Source organism: Rhizobium sp. LEGMi-198b (genome assembly GCF_054114205.1).
Genome location: NZ_JBSYVH010000001.1, coordinates 1085682 through 1103528, shown reverse-complemented (window position 1 = coordinate 1103528; position 17847 = coordinate 1085682). Strand labels below are relative to the sequence as shown.

Below are 17847 nucleotides of genomic sequence, written 5' to 3'. Positions count from 1 at the left end.
TCCTTTGAGATATGACATTGATATATAGCAATTGGAGCGCGATTTCAATTCGAAGCGTTACGATCCCGTCTTCGTCGCCAGCCAGATGACATGACGTGCGCCTGTCTTGCCATTGGCGCGCGTATTGACCACCTCGGCAGCGAAACCGCTGTCGTTGAGCCGTCTCGTGAAATCCCGGTCTGGTCCCGATGACCAGACCGCCAGTACGCCGCCCGGGCGCAATGCGTCGCGCGCCGCCTTTAGGCCTCTATAATCATAGAGACCGTCATTGGCTTCGGACGTGATACCATCAGGACCATTGTCGACGTCGAGCAGGATGGCGTCATAAGTTGCCTTGCTGGCTCGGATGAGCGGACGCACATCGCCCTCGTGAATGGCGACGCGCGGGTCGTCGAGGCAGCCGTCAAAGACCGTTGTCATCGGCCCGCGGGCCCAGGTCACGACAGCCGGAACCAGTTCCGCAACCGTGACCTTGCCGTCCGCACCGAGTTCGCCGAGCGCTGCGCGCAAGGTAAAGCCCATGCCGAGCCCGCCGATCAGTATGTGCGGCGCCTTCCGGCCCTTGATCTTCTCGCAGGAAAGCGTGGCGAGCGCACGCTCCGAGCCGCTCAAGCGGCTGTTCATCAGCTCGTTGGTGCCGAGCATGATGGAAAATTCCTGGCCGCGCTGCTTCAAGCGCAGCTCGCCGCCACCGGGGATTTTCGCAGTGTCGAGCAAGGTCCAGGGGATCACGGGCAACTCTCCAAAGCAATTCCAGGAAAAATGCGTAGCGGCTTTCCGCCCGGAATTGCGTGTAAAATAGGTCGTTTCGAATTGCCCGGGACCATAGTCGTTCAAAGCTGGTAAGAACAGATGTGCTTATCCGAGACGGATATAGGGCACATCCTTTTTCGCAACTTCGTCCAGCGCTTCCTCATAGCCGGCATCGGCATAGCGCATGACGCCAAGTGCGGTGTCGTTGGTCAGCGCGTGGTCGAGCCGTTCGTCGGCGGCAGGCGTGCCGTCGGCAACCACGGTGACGCCGCAGCTCGTCATATAACCGGCATAGCCGCCGCCGCCGGAATGGACGACGACGAGATCAGCCATCGACGAGCAGAGCATCATGGCGTCGATCAGCGGCCAGTCGGCAATGGCGTCGGAGCCGTCCTTCATGCGCTCGGTCATGATGTTCGGATGCGCCATGGCGCCGGCATCGAGGTGGTCGCGCGAAAACGCGATCGGCCCCTTAAGCTCGCCGCTTGCCACAAGCTCGTTGACGCGGCGGGCAAGCGCTGTGCGCTCGCCATGCCCGAGCCATGCGATACGCGCCGGCAGCCCTTCGAAGGGCACATGCTGGCGGGCGAGGCGGATCCAGTTGGTGATGATCTTGTTGTCCGGGAACATCTCCAGCAGCAGATCGTCGATGCGGGCGATATCGCTTTCCTCGCCGGAAAGCGCCATCCAGCGGAACGGGCCGATGGCGCGGCAGAAGAGCGGCCGCAGATAGGCTTCGGTGAAGATCGGGATATCGAAGGCATTGGCGACGCCGCCTTCCTTCGCCTGAGTCCGGATCAGGTTGCCGTTGTCGAAGACTTCGGAGCCTTGTCTCTGGAAGTCCAGCATGGCCTTCACATGCTCGACGATCGAAGCGCGGCTCGCTGCCATGAGCTGGCCCTGGCCGTCGTCGCGCAGGTCCTTGACTTGGCTCAGGGTCATGCCCTTCGGCACATAGCCATAGACGAGATCGTGAGCCGAGGTCTGGTCGGTGACGATGTCGGGCACGATGCCGCGCCGGGCAATCTCGGGATAAATCTCGGCCGCATTGCCAACAAGGCCGACGGAAAGCGCACGCTTCTCCTTGACGGCGGCGTCGATCATCGCCAGCGCGGAATCGAGATCGGGCGCGATTTCCTGCAGATAACCGATGTCCTGGCGCTTCCTGGCACGCTCCGCATCGATATCGACGCAGAGGATCGCGGCACCCGCCATGCGGCCGGCGAGCGGCTGCGCGCCGCCCATGCCGCCGAGGCCGGCGGTCAAGACGAAGCGGCCGAAGAGGTCGCCGCCGAACCGGCGCTCGGCGATGCGCATGAAGATTTCATAGGTGCCCTGGATGACGCCCTGGCTGCCGATATATTGCCAGGCGCCGGCTGTCAGACCTCCCCAGCAGATCAAGCCCTTGCGCTGCAGCTCATAGAACACCTCGGCCTTCGCCCATTGCCCGACGATATTGCAGTTCGCCATGATGACGAGCGGCGCCTTGTCATGCGTGCGGATGAGGCCGATCGGCTTGCCGGACTGAATGAGCAGGGTCTGGTTCTCATCCATTTCGGTCAGCGCCTTCACGATGCCCTTGTGCGCCGCCCAATTGCGGGCTGCCTTGCCGAGTGCGGCGTAGACGACGAGATTATCCGGATCTTCGCCGACCGAGAGCACGTTTTCCAGCAAACGCAGCAGGGCCTCCTGCCGCCAGCCTTTGGCACGCAGCTCCGGGCCGCCCGGTATAGGGAATTTCGGGTGACGTGGATTGGCTTTTGGCATGGATTTCCCTTCCCTATTTTCGTTGTTGTTTCGGCGGCCCGGCTATTTCGGCGGCAGGCCTTCGACGAAATTCAGCGCGGCTAGAAGCAGCCGCTTGCGCAGCATGTCGTTGCCATAGGCCTCCGGCCCGGCGCGCACCCATCCCTGCATTTCGCGGCTGCCTGACAGCATGGGTTTGATATCAGGCTGCTCCAGCGCCCAGGCATCGTTGCCCTTGCCGAGGCGGATCAGCATCCCGTCTTCACGGGCGCCGCAAAGCAGGTGACCGTTGAGCAGGAAGGCCCAGCCGCCGAACATCCCTTTTTCGCTGAGCCCGGACCTTTGCCCGAGCTCTTCTCTCAGCAATTCTTCAAGACCGGCGTCACGCGCCATCTGCGCCTCCTGCGCCTTTCAATCCTTCTTGCCAGCCAGAGCGTATTTCGCGATCTCGATCCCCATGGCCTTTTCGACAGGGGGATAGACGGTCGGATCGAGCACGCTGGCAGACAGCGGAATGATATCCATTGGCACATGCAGGATAAAAACCTTCATGCCCTCGTGTAACTGGCCGACGCTCAAGGGTTCGCCTTCCGGCGATAGCGTCGTGATGACGGAGGGGAAGGTCGCTAGGCGCTTACCATTGGCATCCTCGACGGCCATGTATTCGTTCATCACATGCATGATGACGGCCTTGTCGCCGCTACCGACCGTGACCGTGCCGATGTCGAAGGCTTCCTTCGTATAGACGACATCCTTCTTGGTGATCGTGCCTTCGGCCAGGATATGTCCGCCGGTGGTCTTGCAAATGGCATCGATGACGGCGCTGCCGCCCTTCTTTTCTGCCTCGATGATCGCCTCGCCGAGCGAGAGCGCCATGGAGATGCCGCCAAGGGCCGCATGCGTGCGGACATAGGAGGCCCGCAGCGGATTGCGGCAGGAGGCGATGAAGCCGCCGGACTGGTCGGACGCCGCGCGCAGGATCGGCGAGATCTTCGCCGTCGCGCCCTTCACCACCAGCTCGATATAGCGGTTCTCGGCGCGATTGCCGCCGACGGCTGTCTGGATCATCTGCTCGGGCGAACCCGCCATGCCGATCGAGCCCATGTCGCCGGTCGGATGGGCGCGGATGTCGCCGACCGCGTCCACGACCTTCGTTCCGAGAATGGCCGAGGGCAGCCAGCCGTTCAGCGTCGAGGATTTGCCGTTTTGGCCGATGATCAGGCCGGAAAGCTTCTCGCCAAGCTCGTCCTGCAGGAGCTGCACGGCCTTGACGTAATCGATACCCTGCATTTCCCAGGGGGTCGTGGAGGCCGGCGCGCCGATGGCGGCGGCTGTGGCGATCCAGTCGTCGTCATCAAGTTCGTCGATCGAGACCAGCTCGGGCTTGCCGACATTGACGGCCGCATAGCCGAGCATGCGACCGTGATCGGCCCAGCCGCCGCCGCCGGCTGCATAAACCGAACCGCCCTTGACGGCCGCTTCCACATCCTTGGCAACGAGTACGCGTCCCATCGGCTACTCCCGGTTCTGTTTGAGGTTCTTGTCCATGTCGCGCACCGCTTCGAAAAGAACGGCGGCGCCCATGGCGATATCGTCATTCTCGGCCCATTCCTCGGCGCAATGGCTGCGGCCTTCCTTGCAGGGCACGAAGATCATGGCGGCTGGGGCGACCTTGGCGATCCAGGCCGTGTCGTGGCCGGCGCCAGACGCCATGCGGCGATGCTTTGCGCCGACTGTGTCGCAGGCGCGCTCGAGCGTTTCAAGCAGAGCGGGAGCGCCCGGCGTTGGAAAATTGTCGGAGACGCGGACGGGTTGCTTGATCGTCACTCCGTAAGCCGTAGCTATCTCTTGAACGGCACCGTCGATCCAGGCGAGGAACTCTTCCATGTCGCTGCGAATTTCGGCGCGGCCGTCGATCAGCAGCACCACCTTCGAAGGCACCACATTGGCGGCATTCGGCTCGATCCGGAATTCGCCCACGGTCGCGGCGAAATGACCCGGCGTCTTCGCCTGTTCAGCAGCGCGCTGGCGGATGTCGAGCACGAGCTGCGAGGCGGCCACCAGCGCATCCGCGCGGCGGTCCATCGGCGTCGTGCCGGCATGGTCGGCGCGGCCTTCGACAGTGATCTCGATGCGGGTGATTCCGGCGATCGCGGTGACGATGCCGATATCCTTGTTCTCGGCCTCCAGCACGGGACCCTGCTCGATATGCAGCTCCAGGAAACCGGCGAGATCCGGGCGCTTCTGTGCGAGCAGCACGGAGGGGTCGCCACCGACTTCAGCAATCCCCTGGGAAAGCGTGCGGTTACCGCTGGTGCGTGTGAGCCACGCCTCGGGGATCTGCCCGGTCATGCCGCGGCTGCCGATGCAGGATACGCCGAAGATGCTGACTTCCTCAGCCAGAAAATCGACAATCTCCAGATCATGATCGAGCTCGATATCGCGATCTCTCAAGGAGCGCGCGACCTCGAGCGCGGCAATCGTACCCGCGATGCCGTCGAAACGGCCACCATCGGGAACGGTATCGGAATGCGAGCCGACAAGGATCGTGCCGAGGCCGGGTTTTGCGCCGGCGCGCCGGCCGATCAGATTGCCGGCGGCATCGATACGCGTCGTGAGTCCCGCCGCCTTCATCCGCGCCTCAATGTAAGCACGACCTTCCAGAAACAGCGGCGAGAAGGCGCGGCGCGTCCAAGGGTGATCGGGTTCGGTGATCCCTGCCAGCGCATCGATATCTTCGGCGATGCGGTCGGCGTTGACGGGCAGATTGTGGCGTTTCGGTTGGTTCATCAGGCAGTCTCTCCGGCGATAATCTGGCGAGGAAGCGGGCGGACAAATCTGCCGCTGCCGGGCTCAGCCAGCACTTTGTTTCCATCGGCAATTTGCTTGCCTCTGAGATAGGTGGCGGATACCGTCCAAGGCAGACGGATGCCGTTATAGGGGCTCCAGTCGACGACATTGTTGCCGCTCGAAGCGGCGTCGTAGACGGTTTCGCGCGGTTCCAGCACGACGATGTCGGCATCCTTGCCAGGCGTCAGCGCGCCCTTGATATGATCGAGACGAAAATGCCTGGCGGGATTCTCCGCCATCAGCTTCGCCGCCCAAGTGAGTGGCACGCCACGCTCCAACGCGCCCTTGACGAAAAGCGGCACCATGACTTCAAGGCCTGGAACGCCTGACGCATTCGCCAGCATATCCGGATTGGTCTTGCGGTTCTCCGACCAGCTCACATGGTCCGTCGAGACGAGCCAGACATTGCCTTCTGCCACCTTGCGCCACAAGGTTTCCACCTCGGCGCGTGGGCGGATCGGCGGATTGATCTTCGCCTTGCCGCCAAGGCGCTTCACGTCGTTTTCCTCGTCCAGCGTCAGATAGTGGATGCAACATTCTACCGTCGCCTCGAAGCCGTCGCGGCGGTAAGCGCGGGCAATATCGTAGCCGCGGCCGAGCGAGCAATGCACCACATGCGCCGGGCAGCCGGTGTGGGCGCCTGTCTCGAAGATCGTATGCATGGCGAGCAATTCGGTGATCGGCGGCCGTGACAGGCCGTGGGCGCGGTAATCGGTGATGCCGCTTGCCTTGATCTGCTCCATATAGGTCCGAACCGCTTCATCGTCCTCGTTATGCACGCCGGCCGTCACTCCCGTCGGTGCAATCGCTGCAAAGCAGGCGTCGAGCAGGGCGGGTGGAATGCGCGGGAAGCGCTTGGGGTCCGTGCCGAATGTCGAGAATTTGAAGGCGGCGACACCGGCCTCCACCATTTCGCGGATGCGTGCGGCACCTTCCTCCGGGTCGACCGTGCCGTAAAGCGCGAAGTCGACGCGGGCCTGCGGAGAGGCATGGTCGATCTTCTTCTTCACCGCCGTCGCCGAACAGACCAGATTGCCTTCATCATAGGGCATGTCGACGATGGTGGTGACGCCGCCAGCCGCGGCCGAGCGCGTCGACCAGATGAAATCCTCCTGATCCTTCTGGGAGAGCGAATGCACCTGCGCGTCGATCGCGCCGGGCAGGATCAGTGCTTTTCCGAGCAGATGCCTTTCACGCGCCGCGGGTGGGACGCCTATGCCGATCTCAGCGATCTTGCCGTCGCGCACGGCGACATAACCCTCTTCCACGATACGCTCGGGCAGAACCACGGTGCCTTGCAGAACGAGATCGAAGTCAGCCATATCCAGTCTCCCCGTTCACCGGTTTGTTCAGATCACGACGGTGTCGCGATAAAGCCTCTCTTCGACCCGCTCCAGCGAGCCAAGGGCAAAGAAGTCATCATAGGCGAGGATCGGCGCCTGGGCGATCATTTCGGACACGAAGGCCTCTGAACCCAATTCCTCTTCGATCGCTTCCACTTCAGCCGACAGCGGCCGGTCGACGACATAGAAGTCGGCATGTTTGCGTACGACGTCGTAAAGCATGCGGGCCACGCCTTCCGGCTTGTCGCCGAGAATGTCGATCGCCTGCGCCGAGAGCAGGGCTTCCAGTGCTGCAAGGCGCTTCAACGCCCGCATCTGCCGCTCAAAACGTTCGATGACCAGCGGCAGGAAAGCGGCTTCATCCTCCATGCCAGCGGCGACCACCAGCGACTGCGCCGATACCGGATTGGACATGGAGAGCACCCGCGAAAAGATCTCGCCGGCAAGCTTGATGATCGGGCCAAAGCCGGTAGCGATTTTGCCTTCCGGCACCAGATTGACCGGCAGGCCACGCCGCTGGCCGTTGCCGAGCAGGACGCAGCGGTTGAAGGCATTGCGCGCCGCATGCGCCATGCAGATGACTGCTGCCTCGAGCAGGATCGTTACATCAAGGGGCAAGGAACCACCCGACGTCATGACGCGACCGTCGACAATGACGGGATTGTCGTCAGAGCGGCCGGTCGCGGCTAGGATCTTGTGACCGGCGGACAGGAGGTTTTCGATCACCGCGCCGAAGACCTGACCGATCATGCGGAGGCTCAAGGGGTCCTGCACATGCGTTGCGACGGGCCAAGGCCATTCTTCGGAGGCGTTGCAGAGCCAGGAGCCGATCAGCGCTTCGCGCGCCGTGCCGACATGGCGCACCGAATGCCAGGGATCACGCGAGGCACCAAGCGCGCCGGCGGCCATCATGCCGGTTGCGAGCAGCACGCGGATCGAGGAGGCGGCATTGCGGGTCGTCTCGGCCGCCGCCGCGAAACTGACGGCGTTGACGCTGAGCGAGGCCAGGCTGTCGCGCGGCAGCATTCTCACCGGCCTGATGCCGGCCGCGGCAAAGGCGTCGGCTGCCTGCATGCGCCGGCCGTGATAGACGGCTTCGCCGACCCCGGTCAGCACCGCGCCAATCTGGCCCATGAGGCCAATATCGGCGCAGCCGATCGAGCCGGTGCGCCGCACGACGGGAATGACATCCGCGTTCAGAAGCTGGAGATAGGCGTCGATCAGTTCCGGCGAGCAGCCAACCCGGCCGGTCAGCGCAGTATTGACCCGGATCGCCATGGCATTGCGCACGACGGACATGGAAAAAGGCGCGCCGGTGCCGAAATGATGGGCGCGCACCAGGCCGAGATTGAAGGTGTCGAGGTCTTCCGGAGACCACTCCACATCCTTCATCGCTCCGACGCCGGTGGTCGAGCCATAAACGGGCATGCCGGACTCGATCGTGCTTTCGAGGACTTCGCGCGCCGCGCGCACGCGCACCAGGCCGCTTTCCGATGCCGTGGGCATCACGACGCCTGCGCCGATCCGCACCAGATCGCTGAAGCCCAAGGGCTGTCCGGTGAGTTCGATGCTGGCTTTCTGACGCTCCATCTCTGCTGTTCTCCTTTCCTGCAAGGCTATGCGAGCATCATCGATAATGGGATATCCCAAATGGCGAACACCTGTTGCGCCGTGCATACAAAAGCCCGCGCAAGACCTGCCGCAGCACCTTCAATGACCCATCACGGCCGAAAGGGGGAGGCATCCATTTCTATGAAACGGCGTGGCCTTAGAAATAGGTCAGCTCAAATGCCATGCAATGTAAAGCAGCGTGAGCGCGATGATCCAGAGCGCCAAGCGCCCGTAACGGCTGTGCTTCGCCTCGGCCTTGCCGATCGCCTCCGCCGTCTGCGGGTCGAAGCGCAGACCGTTTTCGCTCATGGCGAGGAGTTCATGGTGGAATTTCTCGGTCTTGGCGGCGATTTCGGGGGCCGCTTCGGCGAGTTTCACGGCCGCTTTCAAACCGTCCTTCAGGTCGGTTACGATACGCTTGGGTCCGAGATTGGTACGAATCCAGTCACCGACAACCGGTTCCGAAGCCTTCCACATGTTGAAGCGCGGATTGAGCATGCGCGACACGCCCTCGACCACGACCATGGTCTTCTGCAGCATGACCAGTTCCGGCCGCGTCTCCATATCGAAAAGTTCAGTCACTTCGAAGAGCAGCGTCAGCAGTTTGCCCATGGAGATCGTTTCGGCCGGCTGGCCGTGGATCGGCTCGCCGATGGCGCGGATTGCCTGCGCAAAACTTTCGGTATTGTGATGCCCCGGCACGTAACCGGCCTCGAAATGCACCTCGGCGACGCGGATATAATCGCGCGTGATGAAGCCATAGAGGATTTCGGCAAGGAAACGGCGTTCCTTTTTGCCGAGCCGTCCGACGATGCCCATGTCGACGGCAACGATCTGCCCCTGGGCGTCGACGAAGAGATTGCCGGGATGCATGTCGGCATGGAAGAAGCCGTCGCGCAGCGTATGCCGCAGGAAGGATTGGATCAGCGTGTCGGCGAGCAGATTGAGGTTGTGGCCGGCGGCCTTCAGCCCCTCGACATCGGACATCTTGACGCCGTCGATCCACTCCATGGTGATGACGTCGCGGCCGGTGCGTTCCCAATCGACCTTGGGGACGCGGAAGCCTGGATCCTTCTCGGTGTTTTCGGCGATCTCGGAAAGTGCTGCCGCCTCGAGCCGCAGATCCATCTCGACCTTGGTTGTCTGCTCCAGCGTTCGCGTCACTTCGACGGGCCTCAAGCGGCGACTCGACGGCATAAAGCGTTCTTGCAGACCGGCGACAAGATACATCGCCTTGATATCATTGACGAAACGCTGGCGTACGCCGGGCCGGACCACCTTGACGGCAACGCGCTTGCGGCCTTCCGCCGTCTGCACTTCCGCTGGATGCACCTGGGCAATCGACGCGGCGGCAATCGGTTCGTCAAACCTTACATAGAGATCATCGATCGGACGGCCGAGTGAACCCTCGATCGCGGCCCTTGCCGCCGCATTCGGGAAGAAGGCCATGCGGTCCTGCAACTGCGACAGGTCGTTGGCCATGTCGACGCCGACGACATCGGGGCGCGTCGCCAGGAACTGGCCGATCTTTACATAGGAAGGTCCGAGACGCTCGACGGCCTTGGCGAGGCGGTCGCTGCGCGCCTGGGTCTTGGCGCGTTTGCGGGCAAAAATGCTGACGAAGGATTTCGCGAGGCTGACGGAGGGCGGCAATCCCTCGGACGGAAGCGCGATGACCACGCCTTCACGCACCATCACCCAGCCGACCCTGATAAGGCCGAAATATGCGTTGAAAGCACTCATCGGGTCTCAAGGTCTCGCTTGATGCCGGCCGAAACCCGCGTCACATTTTTCGGAACCATGCGTCAGAGCTTCCAGCCGGAGTGCAGGGCGGCGATGCCGCCGGTATAATTGGTAAAGCTCACGCGCGAAAAGCCGGCCTCGCGGATCATCGTCGCGAAATCCTGCTGGTTCGGAAATTTGCGGATCGATTCCACCAGATACTGATAGGGTTCGGCATCGCCGGTGATCGCCTTGCCGAACTGCGGAATGGCGTTGAAGGACCAAGCATCGTAGACACGGTCGAGCAGCGGCAGGTCGACTTCGGAAAATTCCAGCACCAGCAGCCGGCCGCCCCGCTTCAGCACGCGATAGGCTTCCTTCAGCGCCACATCGATACGCGGCACGTTGCGGATGCCGAAGGCGATCGTATAGGCGTCGAAGGAATTGGCCTCGAATGGCAGTTCCTCGGCATTGGCCTCGACAAAGGTGAGATTATCGGTGAGCTTCTTCTTCGCAGCGCGTTCCGCGCCGACACCCAGCATCGAGCCGTTGATGTCGAGCACGGTCGCGTGCGCCAGCCGGTTCGAGGCCTCGACGATGCGGAAGGCGATGTCGCCCGTACCGCCGGCGACGTCGAGGACCTTATAGCCAGCGTCCTTGCGCGGATTGAGCGCGGCGATCATCGCATCCTTCCAGGCCCGGTGCAGGCCCATGGACATGACGTCGTTCATGATGTCGTAGCGCTTGGCGACCTTGTGGAACACCTCGTTGACGAGGCCCTGCTTCTCGCCATCGGCCACTTCGCGGAAGCCATAGGATGTTTCCATGCCGCCATCGGCGGAGGTGCGGCTTTCTGCCATCAGCTCAACTCCGTTACACTACAGCACCGCGCGTCGCATGTGACGCGCAAGGGTCGCTGTAGCACTTTAAATCTGCTGCATAATTTTATCCTTAAATCGATTCCGACCTAAGGAATTATGCAGTAATCAGCGACGGACCATAGCGAAATCGCGTTTGCCACGCTATCTCATCAACCAGGCCACCAGCCGCAATGCCTTGGGCTATAGCTCAGATCATAAGCGGTTGAAACATAAAGATGGATAGCGATGCCGGAATTACCAGAGGTCGAAACCGTCAGGCGCGGGCTTGCTCCCTCCATGGAAGGCGCGCTGCTCGCTGAACTGGAGTTGCGCCGCAACGATCTGCGCTTTCCCTTTCCGGCCGAGTTTTCACGCCTTGCCTCCGGCCGCGGCATCACGTCGCTGTCGCGGCGCGCGAAATATCTGCTGATTGATCTCGACGACGGCATGACGATCGTATCGCATCTCGGCATGTCCGGTTCCTTTCGGGTCGAAAGCGATGCCGCCGCCGAGGCGCCCGGCACATTTCACCATCCGCGCTCCAAGGACGAGAAGCATGATCACGTCGTCTTCCATCTGAAGGGCGCCAACGGCAGCGCGCGCGTCATCTACAATGATCCCCGCCGCTTCGGCTTCATGGACATCGTCCGGCGTGCAGATCTCGCCAGCCATCCCTCCTTCCGCGATCTTGGCCCGGAGCCGACCGGCAATGAATTGAGCGCCGATTATCTGGCCGAACGCTTCTCGGGCAAGGCGCAGCCGCTGAAGAGCGCGCTGCTCGACCAGAAGAATATCGCCGGACTCGGCAATATATATGTGTGCGAGGCATTGTGGCGTTCGCATCTGTCGCCGCTGCGGGCCGCTGGGACATTGGTGAGCGAAGCCGGCATGCCGAAAGAGGAATTGCTTCGGCTGGTCGTCGCGATCCGCGAGGTCATCGCCGATGCCATAGCCGCCGGCGGCTCGTCATTGCGTGATCATATCCAGACGGATGGTTCGCTCGGTTATTTCCAGCATTCTTTTTCCGTCTACGACCGCGAGGCTGAGCCTTGCAGCACGCCCGGTTGCGGCGGTACGGTCGCCCGCATCGTCCAGGCGGGGCGCTCTTCTTTCTATTGCGCCTCCTGCCAGAGCTAATGTGAAGGAGAGACACATGGCCTATGAAACCTTGATCATCGAAACGCACGGGCCTGTCGGTCTCATCAGGCTCAATCGGCCGCAGGCGCTGAATGCGCTGAATTCGACGGTGCTCGCCGAACTGAAGCAGGCCTACGGCGCTTTTCACGCCGATGAGACGATCGGCGCAATCGTGCTGACGGGCTCGGAAAAGGCTTTTGCCGCCGGCGCCGATATCAAGGAAATGCAGCCGCTCGAATTCGCCGATGTCTATAAGGGCGATTTCATCAGCGGTTGGGACGAGATCGCCAAGGCGCGCAAGCCCGTCATCGCTGCCGTCGGCGGCTTTGCGCTCGGCGGCGGCTGCGAGCTCGCCATGATGTGCGACTTCATCATTGCCGCCGATACGGCAAAGTTCGGCCAGCCGGAGATCACGCTCGGCATCATCCCCGGCATGGGCGGCTCGCAGCGCCTGACGCGCGCCGTCGGCAAGGCGAAGGCGATGGATATGATCCTGACCGGCCGGATGATGGATGCGGCCGAAGCGGAGCGTTCGGGTCTGGTGTCCCGCGTCGTGCCGGCCGACAAGCTCCTCGATGAGGCGCTTGCCGCCGCCGCCAAGATCGCCTCGCTGTCGCGCCCCTCGGAGCTGATGGCCAAGGAGGCGGTCAACCGGGCGCTGGAGACGACGCTGGAAGAGGGCCTGCGCTTCGAGCGCCGGCTTTTCCATAGCCTGTTTGCCACGGAGGATCAGAAGGAAGGCATGGCGGCCTTCATCGAGAAGCGCAAACCTGTCTTCAAGAACAGGTGAGAACGAGATTCCGGAATTGCGCGGGTTCCGTGAGAATCCGCGTTGACGCCGCCGCTCATTCCGGTTATATGCCCGCCACAGTTTGGAAAGCCGATCTGGTTTTCCGCAATTGCTCCCGCATTGCTGGATGAAGTGGCCGCAGGGCCCGCGCTGCACTGACGGAGTTATGTTCGAATTCTAAGAGAGGCATACATGGCCAATACCAGCTCGGCGAAAAAAGCGACCCGCAAGATCGCCCGCCGCACCGAAGTCAACAAGGCTCGTCGCTCGCGCGTTCGCACTTTCGTCCGCCAGGTCGAAGAAGCCATCGCATCTGGTGATGCGGATCGTGCGAAGGAAGCCTTCCTCGTAGCGCAGCCGGAACTGGCTCGCGCTGCCACCAAGGGCGTCCTGCATGCCAACACCGCTTCCCGCAAGGTCTCGCGTCTTGCCAAGCGCGTGAAGGCACTTTCGGCTCCGACCGCGTAATTTTTCCTTAACGATTTAATCGTTAGACTTGAGCCCGGCCCTTGTGCCGGGCTTTTTGGATTCAGCCAAAATTGGCTCGTATCGTTAAAATGTAGCCGGCTGACCATGTCACTGAGGTGACAGAAAAAACCGTTTAAAAACAAGCGGTTATAGCAGGATGTCTTGACGTTGGGTGATCTGCATGACGGCCTGCGGGCTCCCGAGTGAGTCAAGGATTTTTTTATTTTTTTTGTTTTGAAAGCTGTGGGAATCGCGCTGAACGCGAATCTCCTTGATTCAAAAGCGATTCTTTTTTGACGGGGTTGTGACACTCAAAAACGGCCTCCAGAGTCAAGGACCGCCTCTTAATTTTGTGTAAAATTCATCGTTGATCTCCGTCTACGATCCTGCCTAAATGGCTTTCAACAAGGGGCGCGGAACATCATCTGAAACGGCTTCGGCGAACACTGCCAGTCATGGCAGCGGGGGTGGTTTTTGTTCCTTGTGACGGAGCGGTTCAGTTCCGTTTTTTCAAACAGTTGACGAGTTAAGGCCGTAAGCGGTAACGCCTGCGGAACGAGGACACTTGTCTGCTCTTTGCAGCCTAAGTCCCAAGCGTGGCTGTGGGGAGGGGAGAAAAATTGACAGCCGTTTGGCGCAGTCGGTCGGAGTACGAGGACCGAGCGACTGCTCCAGATGCAGATACCAAGACGAAGGCCGCTCGGGGAGCAGTTTTCGCCAGGGTGTTTTGCGTAAGGTCCGTTTGGCTGGACCCGGCTGATGAACCGGTATGCGGCGAAGCTCCGACAACGAGCGCGACCGCTATGCCATGGCGTAGACCTAAGGGCGGCGGTATCATCCAATTTCCGCCCTATAAAAAGAGACTGTGGAAGGCGGCATTATGCAAATGATTACGAGAACGACGGGTGCGTTGGAGAATGGGGACAATGCACAGCAGGCGTTCAGTGCGGTTTGCCTTGAAGCGGCGGGGGAAAAAGGAGACATGAAGCATAACGTATTGTTCGAGCGTGTCAGTGCACGCTTGAAGGCTCAGGTCGGTCCGGATGTTTATGCTAGCTGGTTTGCACGGCTGAAGCTGCACTCGGTATCGAAGAGCGTCGTACGGCTGACTGTTCCGACGACGTTTCTGAAGTCCTGGATCAACAATCGTTATCTCGATCTGATCACCAACCTGTTCCAGGCAGAAGATGCTGAAATCCTGAAGGTTGAGATTCTTGTGCGCACGGCGACCCGTCATGGTGCGAAGCCCTGTGCGGACGAACATGTCGCGGCTCCAGAGGCGGCTTCGGTGGCGCCGATCCGCCGCCCGGTTGCCCAGCCTGCCGGCCAGGTCGTTGCCCAGACGGTTAGTGCGGCAGCCGCAGCCCGCCCGGCGACCGTGGGCGCGCCGCTGTTCGGCTCGCCGCTCGATTCCCGCTTTACCTTCGATACCTTTGTCGAGGGCAGCTCGAACCGCGTCGGCCTTGCCGCCGCCAAGACGATTGCCGAAGCCGGCTCCGGCGCCGTGCGGTTCAATCCGCTCTTCGTCCACGCGACGGTCGGCCTCGGCAAGACCCACCTTTTGCAGGCGATCGCCAATGCCGCCGTGCAGAACCCGCGCGGGCTGCGTGTCGTCTATTTGACGGCGGAATATTTCATGTGGCGCTTCGCCACCGCCATCCGCGATAATGATGCGCTGACCTTGAAGGACTCGCTGCGCAACATCGATCTCCTGATCATCGACGACATGCAGTTCCTGCAGGGCAAGATGATCCAGCACGAGTTCTGCCATCTGCTCAATATGCTGCTCGACAGCGCCAAGCAGGTCGTCGTTGCCGCCGACCGCGCGCCTTGGGAGCTGGAATCGCTCGATCCGCGCGTGCGTTCGCGTCTGCAGGGCGGTGTCGCCATCGAGGTCGAGGCGCCGGATTACGAGATGCGTCTCGAAATCCTCAAGCGCCGTCTGGATGCCGCCCGTCAGGACGATCCGTCGCTGGAAATTCCGGCCGAACTTCTCTCGCATGTCGCCCGCAATGTGACGGCAAGCGGCCGTGAGCTGGAAGGTGCATTCAACCAACTGATCTTCCGCCGTTCTTTCGAGCCGAATTTGACGGTCGAGCGCGTCGACGAGCTGTTGGCCCATCTGGTCGGCTCCGGCGAGCCGCGCCGGGTGCGCATCGAGGACATCCAGCGTATCGTGGCGCGTCACTACAATGTCTCTCGCCAGGAGCTGGTGTCCAATCGCCGCACCCGCGTCATCGTCAAACCGCGCCAGATTGCCATGTATCTGTCGAAGACGCTGACGCCGCGCTCCTTCCCGGAAATCGGCCGCCGCTTTGGTGGTCGTGACCATACGACCGTGCTGCATGCGGTGCGCAAGATCGAGGAGCTGATTTCCGGTGACAGCAAGCTGTCGCATGAAATCGAGCTGTTGAAGCGTCTGATCAACGAATAATCGGCGATATTATTCGCATTTATCCACGGCCGGCTTCATTGCCGGCCGTTTTCATTTATGCGGCTTTTATTCTATAGATGTCTGAAATACGGAATCGGATACCCGGCCGGAGGAGGCCGGGGCCGACTGGGAGGATGCCTATGAGTTTTGACAGGATTGCCGTTCTCGGCCTCGGAAAGGTCGGGCGGCTCGCCGCCACATTGCTGCATGAAAGCGGTTTTGCAGTCACCGGTATCGACGCGCGTTTGCCCGCCGAGGCACTGCCTTTCGCCTGCGAGGCGGCCAATGTCTCCGATCCGGCCTTGATCGGCAATCTCTTTTCCCGCGTCGATGCCGTGCTTTCCTGCCTGCCGTTTCACCTGAACGCCGAACTGGCGCGCCTCGCCCATGGCGCCGGCATTCATTACTTTGACCTGACCGAGGATGTGCCGACCACGAACGGCATCATTGCGCTTGCGGAGAGCGCGCGTGGCCTGATGGCGCCGCAATGCGGCCTGGCGCCCGGTTTCGTCGGCATCGTCGGTGCAAGCCTTGCCGACGTCTTCGATCGCTGCCGCTCGATCCGCATGCGTGTCGGTGCCTTGCCGCAGAATCCGACCGGACTGTTGGGTTATGCCTTCAACTGGTCGCCGGAAGGTGTGGTCAACGAATATCTGAATGATTGCGAAGTCATCGAGGGCGGGGTGCGCAAGCTGGTCTCGCCGATGGAATGGCACGAGACGCTCTATGTCAACGGCGTCAAGCTCGAGGCCTTCACCACCTCGGGTGGCCTCGGGACCATGTGCAGCACCATGCTCGGTCGGGTGGAAAATCTCGATTATAAAACCATGCGATATCCCGGCCATATGGAGCTGATGAATTTCTTCTTCCACGAGCTTCTGATGCGCGACCGCCGCCAGCTTGCCGGCGAGATCCTGACCGAGGCCAAGCCGCCGGTCGATGACGACGTCGTCTATGTCCATGTCTCGGCCGAAGGAACGATCAACGGCAATCTGCGCCGGCGGGAATTCGTGCGCGCCTATTATCCGATCGAAGTCGCCGGGGAGAGCCGCACCGCCATTTCCTGGACCACGTCGGCCTCCGTCGTCGCCGTTATCGAGCTGGTGCGCGCCGGCCGCCTGCCTTCGACAGGCTTCCTGCATCAGGAGCATATTCCGCTCGACACTTTCCTGGAAACGAGGACCGGCCGCCTGTTCAAGGGTGGCATCACCCATCACGGATGATGCGCGCGCCTATGCCGGCGCCGTCGTGTGCGGGACCTCGGTAAGCAGCCAAGCACGAAAGGCGGCGACGGCCGGCCGCTCCAGCGCGGTTGGCGGATAGACCAGATGGTAGGCTAGCGTGCTGGCAAGCCCCATCGGGAAGGGCGCGACAACAGAGCCCTCAGCCAATTCCCTTTCGATGAAAGAGCGCCGCATCAGCGCGACGCCGAGCCCCGCCTTCATGGCATGGTAGGCGCCGGTGCCGTCGGTGAAGATCGGCCCCCGCATAGCGTCAACCTTGGTTGCGCCCGCCGCCTGCAGCCAGAGCTGCCAATCGCGCCGATAGACATCATGGATCAGGGTCAGGGCGGCCAGCGCGTCGGCCGTGGGTGAGGGGCCGAGGGAGGCAGCGATCTCGGGCGTGCAGACCGGCACATATTCGTCATCGAGCAGCCGCTCGCTCGCCAGCCCTTCATAGCCGCCGAGCCCATGGCGGATGGCGATGTCGATGCCGTCGCGCTGGAAATCCATCATCCTATGTGAGGCGCTGATCCGTAGATCGATCTCGGGATGCGCCTGCTCGAAGCGCATCAGCCGCGGCACCAGCCAGTGTGTGGCAAAGCCGGCAGTGCAGGTGACGGTCAGCACCGTGTCCCGCGCCCGCATTGTCAGCGCCGCCGTCGCTTCTCGCACCAGGCGGAAGGCGGTGCGCAGCGTCGCGAAATAATCCGCACCGTCAGCCGTCAAGGTGAGGCCCCGCGCACGGCGGTCGAAAAGCCGCACACCGAGCGCGGTTTCGAGATCGCGTACCTGCAGGCTGACCGCACCGGGGGTCACATGCAGCTCCCTGGCTGCAATCGTCATGCTCAGATGCCGCGCCGAGGCTTCGAAGGCGCGCAGCGCCGAAAGGGAAGGCAATTGATCCATGACG

Annotated in this window: 15 protein-coding genes; 5 read left to right on the top strand and 10 right to left on the bottom strand. The window is 61.7% G+C overall.

Annotation, left to right across the window (positions count from 1 at the left end; all coding sequences use genetic code 11):
* Window positions 1-57 precede the first annotated feature (57 nt).
* The 9 genes from ACXHXG_RS05370 to ubiE all read right to left on the bottom strand — a co-directional run bounded on the left by ACXHXG_RS05370 (window position 58) and on the right by ubiE (window position 10885).
* Window positions 58-732: a spermidine synthase gene (locus ACXHXG_RS05370; RefSeq protein WP_457898656.1), complete on the bottom strand. Its 675-nt coding sequence runs from the start codon at window positions 730-732 to the stop codon at window positions 58-60.
* Window positions 733-858: 126 nt separating this feature from the next.
* A complete protein-coding gene (ertB, locus tag ACXHXG_RS05365) occupies window positions 859-2520 on the bottom strand; it encodes a thiourocanate hydratase (protein WP_457898655.1) in 1662 nt (553 codons plus the stop codon).
* A 42-nt stretch (window positions 2521-2562) separates the two neighbouring features.
* Complete coding sequence (locus ACXHXG_RS05360; protein ID WP_283048784.1) at window positions 2563-2892, bottom strand: TfoX/Sxy family protein; 330 nt, start codon at window positions 2890-2892, stop codon at window positions 2563-2565.
* Window positions 2893-2910: 18 nt separating this feature from the next.
* Window positions 2911-4011 (bottom strand): thiohydantoin desulfurase, encoded by a 1101-nt coding sequence (gene ertC, locus ACXHXG_RS05355; RefSeq protein WP_283048785.1) that lies wholly within the window; start codon window positions 4009-4011, stop codon window positions 2911-2913.
* A gap of 3 nt (window positions 4012-4014) precedes the next feature.
* On the bottom strand, window positions 4015-5289 hold the full coding sequence (locus ACXHXG_RS05350; RefSeq protein WP_457898654.1) for a Zn-dependent hydrolase: 1275 nt from the start codon (window positions 5287-5289) through the stop codon (window positions 4015-4017).
* A complete protein-coding gene (locus tag ACXHXG_RS05345) occupies window positions 5289-6671 on the bottom strand; it encodes a hydantoin-5-propionate amidohydrolase (protein WP_457898653.1) in 1383 nt (460 codons plus the stop codon). Before ACXHXG_RS05345 ends, ACXHXG_RS05350 begins: the two co-directional genes overlap by 1 nt.
* Window positions 6672-6698: 27 nt before the next feature.
* The gene (locus ACXHXG_RS05340; RefSeq protein ID WP_104821794.1) at window positions 6699-8282 is read right to left on the bottom strand and encodes an aromatic amino acid lyase; all 1584 of its coding nucleotides are present in this window, start codon (window positions 8280-8282) and stop codon (window positions 6699-6701) included.
* A 189-nt stretch (window positions 8283-8471) separates the two neighbouring features.
* Complete coding sequence (gene ubiB, locus ACXHXG_RS05335) at window positions 8472-10046, bottom strand: 2-polyprenylphenol 6-hydroxylase (protein WP_457898652.1); 1575 nt, start codon at window positions 10044-10046, stop codon at window positions 8472-8474.
* 62 nt (window positions 10047-10108) lie between these two features.
* Window positions 10109-10885: a bifunctional demethylmenaquinone methyltransferase/2-methoxy-6-polyprenyl-1,4-benzoquinol methylase UbiE gene (ubiE, locus tag ACXHXG_RS05330; RefSeq protein WP_457898651.1), complete on the bottom strand. Its 777-nt coding sequence runs from the start codon at window positions 10883-10885 to the stop codon at window positions 10109-10111.
* Window positions 10886-11131: 246 nt separating this feature from the next.
* On the opposite strand from ubiE, the gene mutM reads away from it, so the two are divergent.
* From mutM to ACXHXG_RS05305, 5 genes are all read left to right on the top strand, one after another.
* Entirely contained in the window at window positions 11132-12022 is an 891-nt protein-coding gene (gene mutM, locus ACXHXG_RS05325) for a bifunctional DNA-formamidopyrimidine glycosylase/DNA-(apurinic or apyrimidinic site) lyase (protein ID WP_457898650.1), read from the top strand.
* A gap of 16 nt (window positions 12023-12038) precedes the next feature.
* On the top strand, window positions 12039-12812 hold the full coding sequence (locus tag ACXHXG_RS05320; protein ID WP_457898649.1) for an enoyl-CoA hydratase: 774 nt from the start codon (window positions 12039-12041) through the stop codon (window positions 12810-12812).
* Window positions 12813-13004: 192 nt separating this feature from the next.
* Entirely contained in the window at window positions 13005-13280 is a 276-nt protein-coding gene (gene rpsT / locus ACXHXG_RS05315; protein ID WP_028750996.1) for a 30S ribosomal protein S20, read from the top strand.
* 880 nt (window positions 13281-14160) lie between these two features.
* A complete protein-coding gene (dnaA, locus tag ACXHXG_RS05310; RefSeq protein WP_104821799.1) occupies window positions 14161-15714 on the top strand; it encodes a chromosomal replication initiator protein DnaA in 1554 nt (517 codons plus the stop codon).
* Between the two features lie 140 nt (window positions 15715-15854).
* Window positions 15855-16937: a saccharopine dehydrogenase family protein gene (locus ACXHXG_RS05305; RefSeq protein ID WP_457898648.1), complete on the top strand. Its 1083-nt coding sequence runs from the start codon at window positions 15855-15857 to the stop codon at window positions 16935-16937.
* 9 nt (window positions 16938-16946) lie between these two features.
* Here ACXHXG_RS05305 and gcvA read toward each other — a convergent pair whose 3' ends face one another.
* Window positions 16947-17843, bottom strand: a complete 897-nt coding sequence (gene gcvA / locus ACXHXG_RS05300) for a transcriptional regulator GcvA (RefSeq protein WP_104821801.1) — start codon at window positions 17841-17843, stop codon at window positions 16947-16949.
* Window positions 17844-17847: the final 4 nt, after the last annotated feature.